We start from the raw sequence: 17,083 nt of genomic DNA on the forward strand, positions 1-17,083 counted from the left end.
CGCACCTCGCAACTTAGAATTGTCACCTCTAAATTTGTTAACGTTAGTTTCTAAAAAATGACTAAAAAACCGTATTTGCTGCCGATTCCCCTGGCGCTCGCCGTCGGCCACGCCTTTGCTCAGGAACTGCCGGAATTCCGCGGCGAGGAAGTGCTGGTCACCGCCACCAAGGCGGAACAGCCGCTGAAAATGTCGGTGGACCCGCGCGCGCCGCGCCAGCCGCTGCCCTCCGCCGACGGCGCCGGCCTGCTCAAGGGCCTGCCCGGCTTCAACGTGATCCGCAAAGGCGGCGCCTCCGGCGACCCGCTGCTGCGCGGCCTGGGCGGCTCCCGCCTGGCCATTCTCGCCGACGGCAACTTCGTGTTCGGCGGCTGCGGCGGCCGCATGGACCCGCCCACCGCCTATCTCTATCCGGACGCCTATGACGAGGTGAACGTGGTCAAGGGCCCGCAAAGCGTCAAGCTCGGACCCGGCCTGATCAGCGGCGGCGTCAACTTCGAACGCAAGACCAAGCGCTTCGACGAGGCCGGCGTGCGCTTCAACGGCAGCCTGACCGGCGGCAACGCCGACCGCAACGACGCCTACGCCGACGCCGCCTTCGGTTCCAGCCTGGGCTATGTGCGCGCCATCGCCAGCCGCAACCATGGCGGCGATTACAAGGACGGCAAGGGCAATAAGGTCCACTCCAGCTTCGACCGCGACAGCCAGACCCTGATCGCCGGCCTGACACCGGACCAGGACACCACGCTGGAACTGGCGCTGGACCGCAGCCGCGGCCAAGCCGCCTACGCCGACCGCGGCATGGACGGCAGCAAGTTCGACCGCGACGCCTGGAGCTTCAAGGCCGAGCGCCGCAATCTCAGTGGCTGGCTGGACGCCGTGCGCCTGCAACTGGGCCATAGCGAAGTGGACCACGTGATGGACAACTACTCGCTGCGCCCGCAGACCGCGCCGGCGGACCGCGCGGCGATGAATCCCGACCGCAGCGCCGACACCGGCCGCCTGGCCGCCGACATGGCCTTCGGCGATTGGGAAGTCAGCGCCGGCTTCGACTGGCTGCGCGACCGCCACCGCAGCCGCATGGGCAAAGGCCCCAACGTCGGCCAATACGTGGATCAGCCGCGCACGCCCAATCAGAGCTTCGACAACCGCGGCGTCTACGCCGAAGCCAGCCGCCCGCTGGGCGACGGCGGCAAGCTGATCGCCGGCCTGCGCCGCGACCAGACCCAGGCGGTGTTCGAACCCAAGGCCGCGGCCATGGGCCAGCCGGCCCAGCCGCGCCGGGAAACCCAATACCAGCTCAACGCCGGCTTCCTGCGCTATGAACACAGCGCCGGCAACTGGACCCGCTACCTCGGCTTTGGCCAGGCGGAACGCGCGCCGGACTTCTGGGAGCGCAACAAGAACGACAGCCTGAACAGCGAAACCAACCGCCAGCTGGACGCCGGCCTGCTCTACCGCGGCGATAAGCTGCAAGGCTCCTTGTCCGCCTACGCCAGCCGCGTGCAGAACTTCATCCTGGTGGAAGGCAGCGCCGGCGCCGTCGGCAACAAGGCCCGCAATATCGACGCGCGCCGCTACGGCTTCGAAGGCGACCTCAGCTGGCGTTTCGCGCCGGAATGGACGCTGTCCGGCAGCCTGGCCTGGGTCTGGGCCGCCAATCTCGATGAAAACCGTCCGCTGGGCCAGACTCCGCCGCTGGACGCCAAGGCGGCGCTGAAATGGGACAACGGCAAATACGCGGCCGGCCTGACCGTGCGCGGCGTGCAGCGCCAGGACCGCGTGGCCCCCGGCCAGGGCAATATCGTCGGCACCGACATCGGCGCGACCCCGGGCTTCGGCGTGGTGTCGCTGGATGGCGGCATGAAGCTGAACAAGCACGCCAAGCTCTTGTTCGGCGTCGACAACCTGTTCAACAAGGCCTACGCCGAAAGCGTCAGCAAAGGCGGCGCGATGGTGGCCGGCTACGACCGCACCCTGCAGGTCAACGAGCCGGGCCGCACAGTGTGGGGCCGCGTGCAACTTCAGTTCTGAGAACGTGTTTACGATCTTGCGAGCGAAGGCGGGACAAGGCGAAAACCGCTGAGAAAGCGGGGTGTACACACGGTATATGAGCATTTCGACGTTGTGCTCGCCGCGCTACGTCTCACGACGCGCAGCAGATCGTAAACAGGCTCTGAGCGCGCGGCCTCTCGCCGCCATGCCTCCAGTCTGCTAGGCTGGAGGCCTTTTGCCACCGCCCAAACCTCACCGCCGGATGAAAACGCCCTATCTGAAAATACTCGCCTGCGGCCTGACCCTGTTCATCCTGCTGGGTCCGCTGGTGGCCTTGCTGGCCAGCGGCGTGGTGCCGATGATGGCTTATTTGATGGGCGCGATTCCGGCGCTGGGCTTCGGCCTGCTGCTCTGCCTGCTGCGCATGCTGCTGGCCCGGCCCATCGCCTGCTGGCAGCAAGGCTGGCCGCGCTGGCTGCTGGCCCTGGTCGCCTTCCTGCCCGGCGCCTTCAGCGGCAGCGTGGTCACCTTCGTCTACGCCCGGCTGGCCGAGCCGCTGCTGTACAACGACCTGATGAACCTCTATCTGGGCGCGATGGCCGGCGGCGTCTGCAACGCGCTGTTCTGGCTGATGCGCTTCGGCGCGCCTAAACGCCCGAGCTAGACAAAAAGAAAGCCCGCCGAAACCGGCGGGCCGCAACCAAATGTAGAACGCTGGCTGCGTCAGGGCCAGCGTCGCCAGCATAGCCGGATTCCCCCTCTGCTCCCATGCGGCGAATTGCCGCAGTCCCAGAGCCTGCTCCAAGCCTCGCCTGCAAGACGAAAACGGCTGAGAAAGCGGAACGCACGAATGCCGCATGAGCGTTTCGAATGCTGCGCTCGCCGCGCCACGTCTCACGAAGCGCAGCGGACTTTGCACCGCTTCTCAGCGCCGCCGCAAGCCGGCCTCCAGCCCGCCGCCGTCTCGCTTGGCCAGAATCAGCCGCAGGCCGTGCAGCTCCGCCACCCGCTCGACGATGGACAAGCCCAGCCCGCTGCCGACCACGTCCTGGCCCGGCGGCCGGAAGAAGCGCTCGCGTATCCGTTCCAGCCATTCCGCCGCCACGCCCGGACCGCGGTCCAGCACGCTGACCGAGTCCTCGGCCAGCACCAGCCGCGCCTCGCCGCCCTCGGCGCCGTAGCGGACGGCGTTTTCCAGCAGATTGCGCAGCATCAGGCCCACCAGGGTTTCGTCTCCGTTCAAGGGCAAGACCCGTTCCGGCACGCAGCGCCATTCGGTTTCCAGCCTCACCCCCTTGAGCGCCGCCTCGGCCGCCATCTCCGCCAACACCCGCTCGGTCAAGGCCGCCCAGGCGATGGGCTCGCCCTGGCGCGGCGCGTTCAAGGGGTCCAGGCGCGACAGGGCCAGCAACTGCTCCACCAAGCGCGTGGCGCGGTCTATGCCCAACATCAATTGCCGCATGGCGTGCCGGCGGCGGCCCTCGTCCGGCAGCAGCTCCAGCACCTCGGCCTGCACCTTCAGCGCCGCCAGCGGCGTGCGCAGCTCGTGCGCGGCGTCGGCGGTGAAGCGGCGCTCGTGTTCCAGCGTGGCCGCGATGCGGGCGAACAAGGCGTTCAGCGCGTCCACCAGCGGCAGCACCTCCCGCGGCACCTCCCGCGACACCGGCTCGCTGTCGTCCGGCGCGCGCTGGGCGATGCCGGCGGCCAGGCGCTTGAGCGGCCCCAGCTCGCGGCGCACCGCCAGCAGGATCAGCAGCAGCATCACCGGCAGGCCCACCAGCCACGGCAGCAGTTGGGCGGACACCACCTTCAACACCATCTCGTGGCGCAAGCCCTGTTTCTGTCCCACCGCCACCAGCCGCGAACCGTCCGGCGCGGCCAGATAGATCAGCCGCCAGTTGTGATCGCTGTCCTTGCCGCGGTAATCGTAGAAGCCGCGCCGCTCCGGCTCGAAGTCGAAGCGACGGCCGCGGCCGTCGCTAAGCAAGAGATTGCCGCGACGGTCCCAGACCGCCAGGCCGAAATCGTCGTTTTCCAGCTGCCCCTTGTCGGCGTGCTTGAGCAGGTGCTTGAGCTTGGGCAGCTCGATCAGCGAATTCTCGCTGACCTCCACCAGCAACAGCTGGCGGGCGAACTGCCCCATCTGAGTGTCGAACAGCTCGTCCACCTCCTCGTGCGCCAGCCAGGCCGCGGTGGCGGAAGCCACCAGCCAGATGGCCGGCACGATCAGCAACAGCAGCAGCAATAGCCGCGCCTGCAGGCTGCGCGGCCCCCTCATGCCGGATCTCCCAGGGTGTAGCCCACGCCGCGCAGGGTGCGGATGAAGGCGCTGCCCAGCTTCTTGCGCAAATGGTGCACATGCACTTCCACCGCATTGCTTTCCAGCTCCTGGCCCCAGCCGTAGAGCTTGTCCTCGATCAGCTCGCGCGGCAGCACCCGCCCCTTGTGGCTGAGCAGCAACTCAAGCAGCGCCAGTTCGCGCGCGGTCAGCTCCAGCGGCGCGCCGTCCAGCGTGGCCGCGCGCGCCACCGGATCCAGACAGAGGCGGCCATGCCGCCATTCCGGGTGGCTCTGGCCGTGTCGACGCCTATGCAGCGCGCGCAGCCGCGCCGCCACCTCGCTCAGCGCGAACGGTTTGACCAGATAATCGTCGGCGCCGGCGTCCAGGCCGCCGACGCGGTCCGCCAGCGCGTCGCGCGCGGTCAACACCAGCACCGGCACATCCTGGCCGCCGCGCCGCCAGGCGGACAGGATGTCCATGCCGTCCATGCCCGGCAGCCCCAGGTCCAGCACCACCGCGTCGTAGGGCGCGGCGCTCAGCGCCGCCAGCCCCTGCTTGCCGTCGCGAAACCAGTCCGCGACAAAGCCCAGCTGCTCCAGGCCGATTTTCAACCCGTCGCCGATCTGAGCGTCGTCCTCCACCACCAAAACCCGCATATCCGTCTCCCCGTCGCCGGGCGTTCAAGGTCTCGGCAGCCTAGCGCGCTCTCGCCGCCGTCACAAGCGCCGCCGCAAAGCCCGATTGCAACAGAGCGCGCTTAAGACAATCTTAAAGGCCCCGCTCAAGAAATTTCATCGCGTCGTCACCGAAATCTCACGCGACTGTCACCTGCCGCTGTCAGCATCGCCAGCAGTCCACAGGCCGACGGAGCCGCCATGCAGCCAGACCCCGCCCCCGACAGCGCCCGACAACTGCGCGCGATCTGGATTTCCGACGTCCACCTCGGCACCTCCGGCTGCCGCGCCGACCACCTGTTGGACTTCCTGCGCTGCCACGAATCCGAATACCTGTACCTGGTCGGCGACATCGTCGACGGCTGGCAGCTGAAAAAATCCTGGTACTGGAAGCAGAGCCACAACGACGTGGTGCAAAAAGTGCTGCGCAAGGCGCGCAAGGGCACCAAGGTGATCTACGTGCCCGGCAACCACGACGAGGCGGCGCGCCAGTACGCCGGGCTGGACTTCGGCGGCATCGCCATCCGTCAGGAGGCCGAGCACCGCACCGCCGACGGCAAGCGGCTGCTGATCCTGCACGGCGACGAATTCGACGGCGTGATCCAGTACGCCAAATGGCTGGCCTATGTCGGCGACACCCTCTACACCCTGATCCTGGAACTGAACCGCGGCTTCAACTGGGCGCGGCTGAAACTGGGCCTGCCGTACTGGTCGCTGTCGCAGTACCTGAAACACAAGGTCAAAAACGCGGTCAACTTCATCAGCAATTTCGAAACCATTCTCGCCGGCGAAGCGCGCCGGCGCGGCTACGACGGCGTGATCTGCGGCCACATCCACAAGGCCGAGGTGCGCGACATCGACGGCATTCTCTACGGCAACAGCGGCGACTGGGTGGAAAGCCTGTCCGCGCTGGTGGAACACGCCGACGGCCGGCTGGAAGTGCTGTACTGGACCCAAATGGGACAGCCGGCCGCCGCCTTGCAAGCCCAAACGGCGCAAGCCGACCACAAGGAGACGACATGCGCATCCTGATTGTCACCGACGCCTGGCTGCCCCAGGTCAACGGCGTGGTCCGTTCGCTGACCGAAACCGCGCGCGAACTGGCCGGCTTCGGACACCAGGTGGAAATGATCACCCCGCAGGCCTTCCGCACCCTGCCCTGCCCCACCTACCCCGACATCCGCCTGTCGCTGTTTCCCTACCGCAAAGTGGCCGACCGCATCGCCGCCTTCGCGCCGGACGCCATCCACATCGCCACCGAAGGGCCGCTGGGCCTGGCCGCGCGCCGCTATTGCCTGCGCCACGGCCTGGCTTTCTCCACCGCCTACCACACCCGCTTTCCGGAATACGTGCACGCCCGCTGCCGGCTGCCGCTGGCGCTCAGCTACGCCTGGATGCGCCGCTTCCACAACGCCGCCCATTGCGTGATGGTGCCCACCCAGTCCATCGCCGACGATTTGAGCGCCCGCGGCTTTCACAACGTCAAGCTGTGGAGCCGCGGCGTGGACACCGCGCTGTTCAGCCCCGGCCCGCGCGAGCGGCTGGACGGCACCGCGCCGCCGCGCTTCGTCTACATCGGCCGGGTGGCGGTGGAAAAGAACATCGAGGCCTTTCTCAAGCTGGAGTTGCCGGGCAGCAAATGGGTGGTGGGCGACGGCCCGCAGCTGGCGCGGCTGAAGCAGCACTATCAGGACGTCCACTTCGCCGGCATCTTTCCCCAGCACGAGCTGGCGCGCTTCTACCGCGCCGCCGACGTCTTCGTGTTTCCCAGCCTGACCGACACCTTCGGCCTGGTGCTGCTGGAGGCGATGGCCTGCGGCACGCCGGTGGCCGCCTACCCGGTGGCCGGGCCGCTGGACGTGGTGGGCGACAGCGGCGCCGGCGTGCTGGACGCCGACCTGCGCGCCGCCTGCCTGAAGGCGCTGGAACTGGACCGCGGCCATGTGCGCGCCGTCGCCGAACGCTACTCCTGGCAGGCCGCCAGCCGCCAGTTCGAACAACATCTGCGGCCCGCTCGGCTGGCGCTGGATGCGCCGCTGGCCGACCCTAAGGCCAGTTGAGACCGCCGCCCGCCGGCTTGCATTGGGAACGGCAGCGTCTATAGTGGAATGGTCAACACGACAGGGAGGGTTCCGAATGCTTTCATGGCAGTATGCCGGCGGCCATCCAGTTTTCCACGCGTTGAGCATTGGCCAATAAACACGGCCAGCCAAATCGGCACAGTCCGCAACGCCAAGCCAGCCTCCAAGACGGAGCGCATGCAACACCGGCCAGGCCGGTCCGCCAAATCCAGAGTCAATAAACTTGTGATTACCGTTTGTCGATTTGCCCATTAAGAAAGAAGCGGTTGGTCTTTCTGTGATGTCCATCAAGGACACGGTGCGCGGCAAGCTGCCATGATGGCGGCGCCGCCACGACACGGCATCGTCGTAGCGCTGTCTTGTACAGCCCGCTCTTTGGTAACGGCCTTGCGGTAAAGCGGTGGTCGTGCGGTTCTGCAAGGGTAAAGCGCATAGTCTTTCTCTGTAAGTTGTCCGAGAGGGCGTCCCGCCACGGTGACGCCCTCTTTCATTGCGTCGCGGACAAATAACGCGCAGCGATAAACACATCAGAAAACAATCGTTCGGCGGCGACGGCAATGTCGGTTAACATGCTGTTCCAATTGAATTTAACGTCGATATCGCCGGCCTTGCCCAGTAAGAACAAGCGGCGAAGCGACAAACCGGTTAAAATCGGCCCCATACTTTTCGAGCTTCTACTTCATAAATTAGCGAGCAGCAAACCTTATGTCCTCTCCCAACCTGACCTCCGAAAAGGTCCTGTCCGTCCATCACTGGAACGACACCCTGTTCAGCTTCACCTGCACCCGCGACGCCGGCCTGCGCTTCATCAACGGCCAGTTCGTGATGATAGGTCTGGAAGTCAACGGCAAGCCGCTGATGCGCGCCTACTCCATCGTCAGCTCCAACTACGAAGAACACATGGAGTTCTACAGCATCAAGGTGCAGGACGGTCCGCTGACCTCCCGCCTGCAGCACCTGAAGGTGGGCGACACCGTGATGATCAGCAAGAAGCCCACCGGCACCCTGGTGCAGGACAATCTGCTGCCCGGCAAAAACCTCTACCTGCTGTCCACCGGCACCGGCCTCGCCCCCTTCATGTCCATCATCAAAGACCCGGACGTGTACGAGCGCTACGACAAAGTGATCCTGACCCACGGCGTGCGCTGGGTCAGCGAGCTGGGCTACCACGACTACATCACCAAAGAACTGCCGGAAAACGAATTCTTCGGCGAGATGGTGCGCGAGAAACTGATCTACTACCCGACCGTGACCCGCGAACCCTTCCGCAATCAGGGCCGGCTGACCGACCTGATCACCAGCGGCAAGCTGTGCGCCGACATCGGCCTGCCGCAAATGAACCCGGAACACGACCGCGCGCTGATCTGCGGCAGCCCGTCCATGCTGCACGATCTGTGCGAGATCCTGAACGGCATGGGCTTCAAGGAATCCCCGCGCATGGGCGAACCGGCCGACTACGCGATCGAACGCGCCTTCGTCGAAAAATAAGCCGATCCGCCTCCCGCGGCAGCAAAAACGCCATCCTTCGCGGATGGCGTTTTTCATCTCCCGGCGGCGCGGCGCGCGCTGACGCGCGCCCGCCGGACACAGGCCGCGCTTACTTCAACACGCTCTCCAGCGCCTTCAGGCACAGCGCCACGTTCTCGCGGCGCGCGCCGTAGCCCATCAGGCCGATGCGCCAGGCCTTGCCGGCCAGATCGCCCAGGCCGCCGCCTATCTCCAGGTTGTACTCCTGCAACAGACGATTGCGCGTGGCCGCGTCGTCTATGCCCTCGGGAATATAAACCGCGTTCAGCTGCGGCAAGCGCGCCGCGGCGTCCACCACGAACCTCAGCCCCAGCTTCTCCAGGCCGTCGCGCAGGATCAGATGCATGTCGCGGTGACGCCGCCAAGCCGCTTCCAGGCCCTCGCCGGCCAGCTGGCGCAGCGATTCGTGCAGCGCGTACAAGGCGTTCACCGGCGCGGTGTGATGGTAGCTGCGCTTGCCGCCGCCCCAGTAGGCCATCACCAGGGTCTGGTCCAGGAACCAGCTGGGCACCGGGCTTTGCCGCGCCTGCAGCTTGTCCACCGCCGCCGGTGAAAAAGACAAGGGCGACAAGCCGGGCACGCAGGACAGACACTTCTGGCTGCCGGAATACACCGCGTCCACGCCCCATTCGTCCACGCGCAGCTCCACCCCGCCCAGCGAGGTCACCGCGTCGACGATGCTCAGGCAGCCGTGGCGTTTGGCCAGCGCGCACAGCGTCTTGGCGTCGGACAGCGCGCCGGTGGAGGTCTCGGCGTGAACGAAGGCCAGGAAGCGCGCGTCCGGATTGGCTTTCAAGGCGCTCTCCACCGCGTCCGGATCCACCGGCTGGCCCCAGGGGCTGTCCACCAGCACCGGCACCGCGCCCAGCCGCACCACGTTCTGGCGCATGCGCTCGCCGAACACGCCGTTGCGGCAGACGATGACCTTCTCGCCCGGCTCCACCAGGTTGACGAAGCAGGCCTCCATGCCGGCCGAACCCGGCGCCGACAGCGCCACCGTCATCGGGTTTGCGGTCTGGAACGCGTATTGCAGCAGGCTTTTCACCTCGTCCATCATCCCGACGAACAGCGGGTCCAGATGGCCGACGGTGGGGCGGGCCTGGGCGGCCAGCACTTCCGGATAAACGTCGGACGGGCCCGGCCCCATCAGAATGCGGCGCGGCGGCAGGAAGGCGGAAACTTGCGGGGCGGCTAGCATGGAAGCTCCTTAAGCGCGAAATCAATGGACGAAAGCGGTTTCAAGCCGGGCATGCGGCCGGCATCGAAGCGTTTGAGTGTAACAGCATAAGGCCGCCGGGCGCGCCTGTCCTGCCGGCGGTCCCGTTCAAAAAGAAAAAGGAGGCCGCGGCCTCCTTTGAGTCTTGGCCTCCCTGAGGGGCCTGTTTTTTTTAGCGAGCCAGACGCGAGGTCCGGTTTATTTGGCAGCCGATGCAGCGGCCTTCTTGGCCTTGCCGGCGTGCTTCTTGTGTTGAGCGGCCTTTTTCTCTACTTTCTTGGCCGGAGCGGAGGCCTCGGCCTTGGCGGCCTGGGCTTTCTGCGCCGGAGCGGAAGCGGCTTTTTTAGCGTGCTTGGCGTGCGGCTTTTTAGCGGCGTGCTTCTTGGCCGGAGCGGAAGCTTCAGCCTTGGCGGCCTGGGCTTTCTGGGCGGCGGCGGAAGCGGCCTTCTTCGCATGCTTGGCGTGCGGCTTCTTGGCGGCGTGCTTGGCCTTGGCCGGAGCGGACGCTTCGGCCTTGGCGGCCTGGGCTTTTTGCGCCGGAGCGGAAGCGGCTACCTTTTCGCCTTTCTTGGCGTGGTGGATCTTGGCCGGGTGCTTTTCAGCTTTCTTGGCGGCCGGAGCCATTTTGGCTGCCGGAGCGGAAGCGGCCGGTTTGGCGGTTTCGGCGGCGAAACCAGCGGCGGAGCTCAGGCCGAAAGCGGCGGTCAGGGCAAGCAGAGTCAGTTTGTTCATGATGCATCTCCAGTTTCAGGCTTGGGAGCCTTGGGCTCCCGTTCACCGATCACATCGCGCCGGATTCGGCGCTTCCTTGAGACGTATCCTAGCCCTGCCCCCGTCCCGGGTCTGTTAGTCGCTTGTAAGCCCGTGTAACGTCAAGTACGGCGCGCCCTCAAGGCTTCCTCTTCGCCGTCGTCACCTGGTACACCCCGCCGAACAGGGTGCGCTTGCTCCAGTCGAAGCCGTCCGCCTCTTGCGCGTAGTCGCGAATCTCATGGTTCCACAAGGCCTCGGCGAACGGCTCCAGCACGCGGTTCACCCATTTGAGCAGCCAGCCTATCGGCTGCCACGGCTTGGGCCTATGGTAGTCGACGAAGACCGCGCGGCCGCCGGGCGGCACCTGGGACAGCATATTGTCGACGATGGCGCGCTTCAGATGATCCGGCACCTCATGCAGCAGGAAGAAACTGCAGATCAAGTTGAAATCGTCGGACTCCAGCCGGTGATTGCCGGCGTTGGCGCGCACCACCGCGGCTTGGGGGCGATCGCGCAGCTTGCGCTCGGCGTGCTCTATCTGCACCGGCGTGATGTCGGTGAGCACGAAGCGCCCGTCCCCGCCCACCCGGTCCGCCGCGCGCTGCACCAGGTCGCCGTAGACATGGGCCACCTGCCACACCTTGTCGCCGGGGCGGATCTGCTCCAGATAGGCGCGCATCAGCCTTTGATCGTTGAAGAACAACAAGACGCGCACCACCAGGTTGCGATCCAGCCAGCCGGCCTTGCGCGGGTTGACGTAAGCCCAGTCGTACACCTGGGTCATGTATTCCGGCACGCCCTCGTAATACGGGTCTACCGGCAGTTTGGGGTGGTTTTGGGTCATCGCGCAGCCATCTGAAAGCAAGAAAGCTCCAGACTAGCAAAACCGGCCGGCGATATTTTTGAGGCAAGCCAAGAAAGCTGGCGGATAGGCCGGCCGCGGCCGGCCTTTAGGCTCAATCGGCCAGGGTCAGCACCACCGGAGTGTGGTCGGACGGACGCTCCCATTTGCGCGGTGCCTTGTCGATCACACATTCCAGCGCGCGCGGCTTCAAGGCGTCGCTGACCAGGATGTGGTCGATGCGCACGCCCTTGTTGCGACGGAACATCATCGCGCGGTAATCCCACCAGCTGTACTGCTTCTCCTCCTGATTGAACAGGCGGAAGCTGTCGCTCAGGCCCAGCGCGATCAAGCGGCGGAAGGATTCGCGTTCCGGCGTGCTGCACAACACTTGTTCGTGCCAGCTTTCCGGGTCGTACACATCACGGTCTTCCGGCGCGATATTGTAATCGCCCAGCAACAGCAGCCGCGGGTGGCGTTGCAGCTCCGCGGCGACATAGCGCTCCAGATTGGCCAGCCACTCCAGCTTGTACGGATACTTGGGCGAATCCACCGCCTCGCCGTTGACGAAATAGCCGCAGATCACGCGGATGCCGTTCACCGTGGCGGCGATCACCCGGCGCTGCTCGTCGCCGTAATCGGGGATGCCGAGCACCACGTCTTCCAGCTCCAGCGGCGCGCGCACCAGAATGGCCACGCCGTTGTAGGTTTTCTGGCCGAACCAGGCCGCGCGGTAGCCGGCCGCTTCGATCTCGGCCAAGGGAAACACGTCCTGATCCATTTTCAGCTCTTGCAGGCAGAGCACGTCCACCGGGCTGTCCGACAGCCATTGGATCACCTGCGGCAGGCGGACCTTGAGGGAATTGACGTTCCAGGTGGCAAAACGCATCGGCGGGCTCTCCAAATGTTTTTCATGCAAAGGCCGACACCATAACCGCAGCGCGCGGCACTGCCAAGCTTTGGGCGGCGACAGTCGATGGCGTCGATTATTTGATGCTTGATTAAACAAAAGTGTTTAAACAAATAAACAACAGCCGGACGACGGGAATTTGCCAAGGCCCGGAACCCCGGCCTATGATCGAAAGCGTCGTCGTAACCGGAGCAAGTTCTTGACTATCAAGCACAAGCAGCACGACGCGCAACAGGCATTATGCCCGACGCGCAACCCCAACCGCCCTCGTCTGGCGCCGTTGACCCCGCCGTTCTCGATGCGGACCCCTACCTTCCAGCACCGCCACACCCTGCAGCCGCTGACGCCGCCCGCCAAACCAGAGCGGGACGACTGAATCTTTTTAGCCGCGCGATCCGCGGCAAAAAAAAGGCGCCTCCGTCTACACGGAGGCGCGCAATAGACACTATATCAATCTACCCTGATATGCGTCTGGCTCGCTTGCTGCTCTGGAGATAACCCACTGAGCAAAAAATTAGAGCCGCGGCGCTTCACAAGAGTTCCGACAAAGCCCGGAATATTTTTCCCTCAGCATAAAACGGCCGTTTCAAACTGTTTCCACCATGCCGGAATGGCGCAGCAAGGCGTCGATCTGCGGATCGCGGCCGCGGAAGGCGCGGAAGGATTCCAGCGCCGGACGGCTGCCGCCCACCGCCAGGATCTCGTCCCAGAAGCGCTTGCCGGTGTCCGCATTGGCGCCGCCGGCCTCCTCGAAGGCCGCGTAGGCGTCCGCGGACAGCACTTCCGCCCACTTGTAGCTGTAATAGCCGGCCGAATAGCCGCCGGCGAAAATGTGGCTGAAGCTGTTGGGGAAGCGGTTGTAGGCCGGCGGGAAGTTCACCGCCACCTCGCCGCGCACCTCTTCCAACAGGGCCAGCCAATCGCCCTTGTCGGCGTCGAAGACGCTGTACAGCTGCAGGTCGAACAGCGCGAACTCCAGCTGGCGCACCGTGGCCATGCCGCTCTGGAAGTTCTTGGCCGCCAGCATCTTGTCGAACAGCTCGCGCGGCAAGGTCGCGCCGCTGTCCACATGGCGGGTCATGCCCTGCACCACGTCCCATTCCCAGGCGAAGTTCTCCAGGAACTGGCTGGGCAGCTCCACCGCGTCCCATTCCACGCCGTTGATGCCGGCCACGCCCAGTTCGTCGACGCGGGTCAGCATATGATGCAGGCCATGGCCGAACTCGTGGAACAAGGTGATCACTTCGTCGTGGGTGAACAGCGCCGGCTTGTCGCCCACCGGGCGGGTGAAGTTGCAGGTCAGATAGGCGATCGGGGTCTGCACCTGGCCGCTCTTGCGGCGGCGGCCGCGCGCGTCGTCCATCCAGGCGCCGGAGCGCTTGCCGTCGCGGGCGTACAGGTCGAAATAAAAGCTGCCGACCAGTTGGCCGTCCTTGTGGATGTCGAAGAAGCGCACGTCCTGATGCCAGACCGGCGCGCTGCTAGGCCGCACCTCGATGCCGAACAGCGTGGACACCACGCCGAATAGGCCGGGCAGCACCTTGCTTTCCGGGAAGTACTGCTTCACTTCTTGCTCGGAGAAGGCGTAGCGCGCCACCCGCAGCTTTTCCGCGGCGTAGGCCAGATCCCAGGCTTCCAGCTTGGCCAGGCCCAGCTCGGTGGCGGCGAAGGCCTCCAGTTCCTGGCGGTCCTTGACCGCGAACGGCTTGGCGCGCGCGGCCAGATCGCGCAGGAAGGCGATCACCTGTTCCGGGCTTTCCGCCATCTTGGTGAACAGAGACAGTTCGGCGAAGTTGGCGAAGCCCAGCAGCTGGGCCTCCTCGCGCGCCAGTTTCAGCTTTTCGCGGATGATGGGGCTGTTGTCGCGTTCGGCCGGGCCGAACTCCGACGCGCGCTGCACATTGGCCTGGTACAGCTTTTCGCGCAGCGCGCGGTTGTCCGCGTACTGCAGCACCGGGAAGTAGAACGGGAATTGCAGCGTGATCTTGTAGCCGCTCTTGTCGTCGCCGGCCGCGGCGGCGGCGAACAGTTCCAGCGAATCCTCGGGCACGCCGGACAGCTCGGCCTTGTCCTCGATATACAGGCTGAAGGCGTCGGTGGCGTCCAGCACGTTCTGCTCGAACTTGGCGGACAGCTCCGCCAGCCGCGTCTGGATGGCGGCGAAGCGCTCTTTTTCCGCCTGCGGCAATTCCGCGCCGGACAGGCGGAAATCGCGCAGATCGTTGGATACGATCTTCTTGCGCGCCGCGCTATAGCCGGCGTGCTCAGGGCTGGCCGCCAGCGCCTTGAAGCGGGCGAACAGCTCCAGGTTCTGGCCCATCTCGGTCCAGAACTCGGAAATTCTCGGGATATTGCTGTTGTAGGCCTCGCGCAGCTCCGGCGTGTTCACCACCGCGTTCAGATGGCCCACCACGCCCCAGGCGCGGCCCAGATGCTCGGTGGCGTCGGTCAGCGGATCGACGAAGCTTTCCCAGCTGGGCGCGCCCTGCTCCGCGGTCAGCCGCGCCACCGCGGCGCGCGCGGCGGACAGCAATTCGTCGATGGCGGGGGAAATGTGCTCCGGCTTGATCTCCGCGAAACGGGTCAATCCGGAAAAGTCCAGCAAGGGGTTCTGGCTCATATTGGCATCCTGTGGGGGTATGATAGGAACTTTACCCGATTTCAGATGAGGACAGACCGATGAAAAGCAATATCCGCCCTTATGACGGGCATCAGCCGCAGATCCACGACAGCTGCTACATCGACCCGGCTGCCGTGGTCATCGGCGAAGTCTCGTTGGCGGAGGGCGCGTCGGTCTGGCCCTGTGCGGTGATACGCGGCGACGTCAACGCCATCAGCATAGGCGAGAACTCCAACATCCAGGACTTCGCCATGCTGCACGTCAGCCACAGAAGCGCAGCGGACCCCGTCGGCGCGCCGCTGGTGATAGGCCGCAACGTCACCATCGGCCACCACGTCACCCTGCACGGCTGCACCATAGGCGACGAAGTGCTGGTCGGCATCGGCAGCATCGTGCTGGACCGCGCGGTGATAGAACCGCGAGTGCTGATCGGGGCCGGCAGCCTGGTGCCGCCGGGCAAGCGGCTGGAGTCCGGCTATCTTTATCTGGGCAACCCGGTCAAGCAGGCGCGGCCGCTGACCGACAAAGAGCTGGCCTATTTCCAATACTCCGCCGAACACTATCTGCGCGTGGCGGCCAAGCACAAACCCAATCTGGAGGATTGAAGATGCAAGACGGCGCGGAAGAACTGGAATACGTCGGCTTCTGGCTGCGGGTGCTGGCCAGCCTGATCGACACCCTGCTGCTGTGCCTGGCGCTGGCGCCGGCGATCTGGCTGCTGGCCGGCGGCGGCGGCGAAACCCGCCGCGTGGCGGAAAGCGGCGACGGCTGGATGATGCAGGCCTTCATGATGCAAGGCGGCTTCGAATTGAGCCCGCTGGCCGGCCTGATGGTCAACTGGGTGCTGCCGGCGGCGGCGGTGCTGGCTTTCTGGTGGTTCAAGAGCAGCACGCCGGGCAAGATGCTGCTGGGCGCGCGCATCGTGGACGCCAAAACCGGCGCGCCGATGACGCCGATGCAGGCGGCGCTGCGCTATCTCGGCTACTTCGTATCCTGCTTCCCCTTCTTGCTGGGCCTGATCTGGGTGGGCCTGGACGCGCGCAAACAGGGCTGGCACGACAAGATCGCCGGCACCGTGGTGGTGCGGGCCAAGCGCCTGGGCAAACAGCCTGTGCGCTTTGAGCAACAAGCCTGATTTTCCCTCGCGCCGCCGGCCCCGGCGGCGCGCTTTCCTGCCCCTTCCCTCCCTAAGCCCGCGCGCAAGCCCCATCTCCTCTTTATTTCCAACTGCCATTAAGTACGGCAGAAAATAAAATCAAAGGTTATATAACTACAGGGCAGCAGCGGTTACCGCCGCGGCTCGCACATCGCCATTGGGCCTGGGCGTCCCACCGGGCGCTCCAACTTCTCTGATGTTATTGATCTCAAGGAGTCCAAACATGACTATCGATCGCGATCAAAAATCCGGCCTGTTCATCGTCAGCTACAACGTCAACAAACCCGGCCAGGCGGGCGGCCTGAACCTGCGGCTGGATCTGACCGTGTACACCCCGTCGCGCCATATCACCGGCCGCGCCACCATCACCCACGCCACGCTGCAGCCGCTGGTGTTCGAGCACCCGATCCAGGGCCGCTACGAAGAGCAGGGCCGCGATATCGAACTGCATCTGGTGGGCGCGCCGCGCCTGCACGAGCAGCACGCGCAAAACCAGGCCCACGCGGCCGGCCACGCGCTGCTGGAACAGTTCTTCTTCGACGGCCAACTGAAAGACGGCTGGCAAGCCGGCAACAACTCCAAGGCGCGCTACGCCTTCTTCCAGAACCAGCAATGGCACGAGCAGCTGGGTCAGGAAGTGCGCCTGGCGGATGAAATCAACAACGCGATCAAAGCGTTGAACCTGCGCTAAGCGCATGCGCCCGGCCCATGGCCGGGCCATCCATCAGTACCCGAAGCCCGCCCCCAGGCGGGCTTTGGGCGTCTTGACGCGGACTCAGGGAAGAAGCGGCAAGCGGCAGCGCAGTCATGGCCGGGCCTCCTCAGAGTGCGGAGACGGCAAGGGGGACGGTAATAAGAAATGAGACAAATAGCGGATGAGCATGGGGCCTCCTTCTTCGAAAAGATCGGCCCGGCACCCGTTTCCACTCGGGTGGCGGGCAGGCGGCAGGGGTGGAAAACCGACAAGAAGGCAATCGGCAGGCGCTAGGCCTCCCTGCCACCCCCCGCCTTACAGACGTGGAATGGCTC

The 17,083-nt window shown here is 65.2% G+C and carries 17 protein-coding genes; 9 read left to right on the forward strand and 8 right to left on the reverse strand.

The window, feature by feature from the left end; translation table 11 throughout:
• Positions 1-57 precede the first annotated feature (57 nt).
• Positions 58-2,034 (forward strand): TonB-dependent copper receptor, encoded by a 1,977-nt coding sequence (locus JC616_RS20310; RefSeq protein WP_227105072.1) that lies wholly within the window; start codon positions 58-60, stop codon positions 2,032-2,034.
• Between the two features lie 196 nt (positions 2,035-2,230).
• Positions 2,231-2,659, forward strand: coding sequence for a hypothetical protein (locus JC616_RS20315; protein ID WP_227105075.1), 429 nt, complete (start codon positions 2,231-2,233; stop codon positions 2,657-2,659).
• Between the two features lie 261 nt (positions 2,660-2,920).
• On the opposite strand, the gene JC616_RS20320 is transcribed toward JC616_RS20315, so the two are convergent.
• Positions 2,921-4,273 carry an ATP-binding protein gene (locus tag JC616_RS20320; protein ID WP_227105077.1) on the reverse strand — a complete coding sequence of 451 codons (1,353 nt, stop codon included), beginning with the start codon at positions 4,271-4,273 and terminating at the stop codon, positions 2,921-2,923.
• The gene (locus JC616_RS20325; protein ID WP_107800668.1) at positions 4,270-4,932 is read right to left on the reverse strand and encodes a response regulator; all 663 of its coding nucleotides are present in this window, start codon (positions 4,930-4,932) and stop codon (positions 4,270-4,272) included. Before JC616_RS20325 ends, JC616_RS20320 begins: the two co-directional genes overlap by 4 nt.
• A 219-nt stretch (positions 4,933-5,151) precedes the next feature.
• On the opposite strand from JC616_RS20325, the gene JC616_RS20330 reads away from it, so the two are divergent.
• Together JC616_RS20330 and JC616_RS20335 are read left to right on the forward strand one after the other, a co-directional pair.
• Complete coding sequence (locus JC616_RS20330) at positions 5,152-5,982, forward strand: UDP-2,3-diacylglucosamine diphosphatase (protein ID WP_107800669.1); 831 nt, start codon at positions 5,152-5,154, stop codon at positions 5,980-5,982.
• Positions 5,970-7,010, forward strand: coding sequence for a glycosyltransferase family 4 protein (locus JC616_RS20335; RefSeq protein WP_107800670.1), 1,041 nt, complete (start codon positions 5,970-5,972; stop codon positions 7,008-7,010). The genes JC616_RS20330 and JC616_RS20335 overlap by 13 nt, the downstream gene beginning before the upstream one ends.
• 508 nt (positions 7,011-7,518) lie before the next feature.
• On the opposite strand, the gene JC616_RS20340 is transcribed toward JC616_RS20335, so the two are convergent.
• Positions 7,519-7,692, reverse strand: a complete 174-nt coding sequence (locus JC616_RS20340; protein WP_158274344.1) for a hypothetical protein — start codon at positions 7,690-7,692, stop codon at positions 7,519-7,521.
• A gap of 44 nt (positions 7,693-7,736) precedes the next feature.
• On the opposite strand from JC616_RS20340, the gene JC616_RS20345 reads away from it, so the two are divergent.
• Complete coding sequence (locus JC616_RS20345) at positions 7,737-8,519, forward strand: ferredoxin--NADP reductase (RefSeq protein WP_019104206.1); 783 nt, start codon at positions 7,737-7,739, stop codon at positions 8,517-8,519.
• A gap of 109 nt (positions 8,520-8,628) precedes the next feature.
• Here the strand turns inward: JC616_RS20345 and JC616_RS20350 are convergent, their stop codons facing one another.
• The 4 genes from JC616_RS20350 to xth form a co-directional block, all read right to left on the reverse strand.
• A complete protein-coding gene (locus JC616_RS20350) occupies positions 8,629-9,756 on the reverse strand; it encodes a pyridoxal-phosphate-dependent aminotransferase family protein (RefSeq protein WP_227105079.1) in 1,128 nt (375 codons plus the stop codon).
• 216 nt (positions 9,757-9,972) lie between these two features.
• Entirely contained in the window at positions 9,973-10,506 is a 534-nt protein-coding gene (locus JC616_RS20355) for an acid-shock protein (RefSeq protein WP_107800672.1), read from the reverse strand.
• A gap of 157 nt (positions 10,507-10,663) precedes the next feature.
• Positions 10,664-11,371, reverse strand: coding sequence for a rhodoquinone biosynthesis methyltransferase RquA (rquA, locus tag JC616_RS20360; RefSeq protein ID WP_107800673.1), 708 nt, complete (start codon positions 11,369-11,371; stop codon positions 10,664-10,666).
• Between the two features lie 112 nt (positions 11,372-11,483).
• Complete coding sequence (gene xth, locus JC616_RS20365) at positions 11,484-12,257, reverse strand: exodeoxyribonuclease III (RefSeq protein WP_227105081.1); 774 nt, start codon at positions 12,255-12,257, stop codon at positions 11,484-11,486.
• 220 nt (positions 12,258-12,477) lie between these two features.
• On the opposite strand from xth, the gene JC616_RS20370 reads away from it, so the two are divergent.
• Positions 12,478-12,654 (forward strand): hypothetical protein, encoded by a 177-nt coding sequence (locus tag JC616_RS20370; RefSeq protein WP_158274345.1) that lies wholly within the window; start codon positions 12,478-12,480, stop codon positions 12,652-12,654.
• Positions 12,655-12,864: 210 nt separating this feature from the next.
• On the opposite strand, the gene JC616_RS20375 is transcribed toward JC616_RS20370, so the two are convergent.
• The gene (locus tag JC616_RS20375; RefSeq protein ID WP_227105083.1) at positions 12,865-14,898 is read right to left on the reverse strand and encodes a M3 family metallopeptidase; all 2,034 of its coding nucleotides are present in this window, start codon (positions 14,896-14,898) and stop codon (positions 12,865-12,867) included.
• A 59-nt stretch (positions 14,899-14,957) separates the two neighbouring features.
• Here JC616_RS20375 and JC616_RS20380 point away from each other — a divergent pair, with 59 nt between their 5' ends.
• From JC616_RS20380 to JC616_RS20390, 3 genes are all read left to right on the forward strand, one after another.
• Positions 14,958-15,503 (forward strand): gamma carbonic anhydrase family protein, encoded by a 546-nt coding sequence (locus JC616_RS20380; RefSeq protein ID WP_107800675.1) that lies wholly within the window; start codon positions 14,958-14,960, stop codon positions 15,501-15,503.
• A gap of 2 nt (positions 15,504-15,505) precedes the next feature.
• Positions 15,506-16,033, forward strand: a complete 528-nt coding sequence (locus tag JC616_RS20385; protein ID WP_227105085.1) for an RDD family protein — start codon at positions 15,506-15,508, stop codon at positions 16,031-16,033.
• A gap of 244 nt (positions 16,034-16,277) precedes the next feature.
• Entirely contained in the window at positions 16,278-16,745 is a 468-nt protein-coding gene (locus tag JC616_RS20390) for a DUF1842 domain-containing protein (RefSeq protein WP_043589836.1), read from the forward strand.
• Positions 16,746-17,083 lie beyond the last annotated feature (338 nt).

This window comes from Chromobacterium rhizoryzae, assembly GCF_020544465.1.
GTDB lineage: Bacteria > Pseudomonadota > Gammaproteobacteria > Burkholderiales > Chromobacteriaceae > Chromobacterium.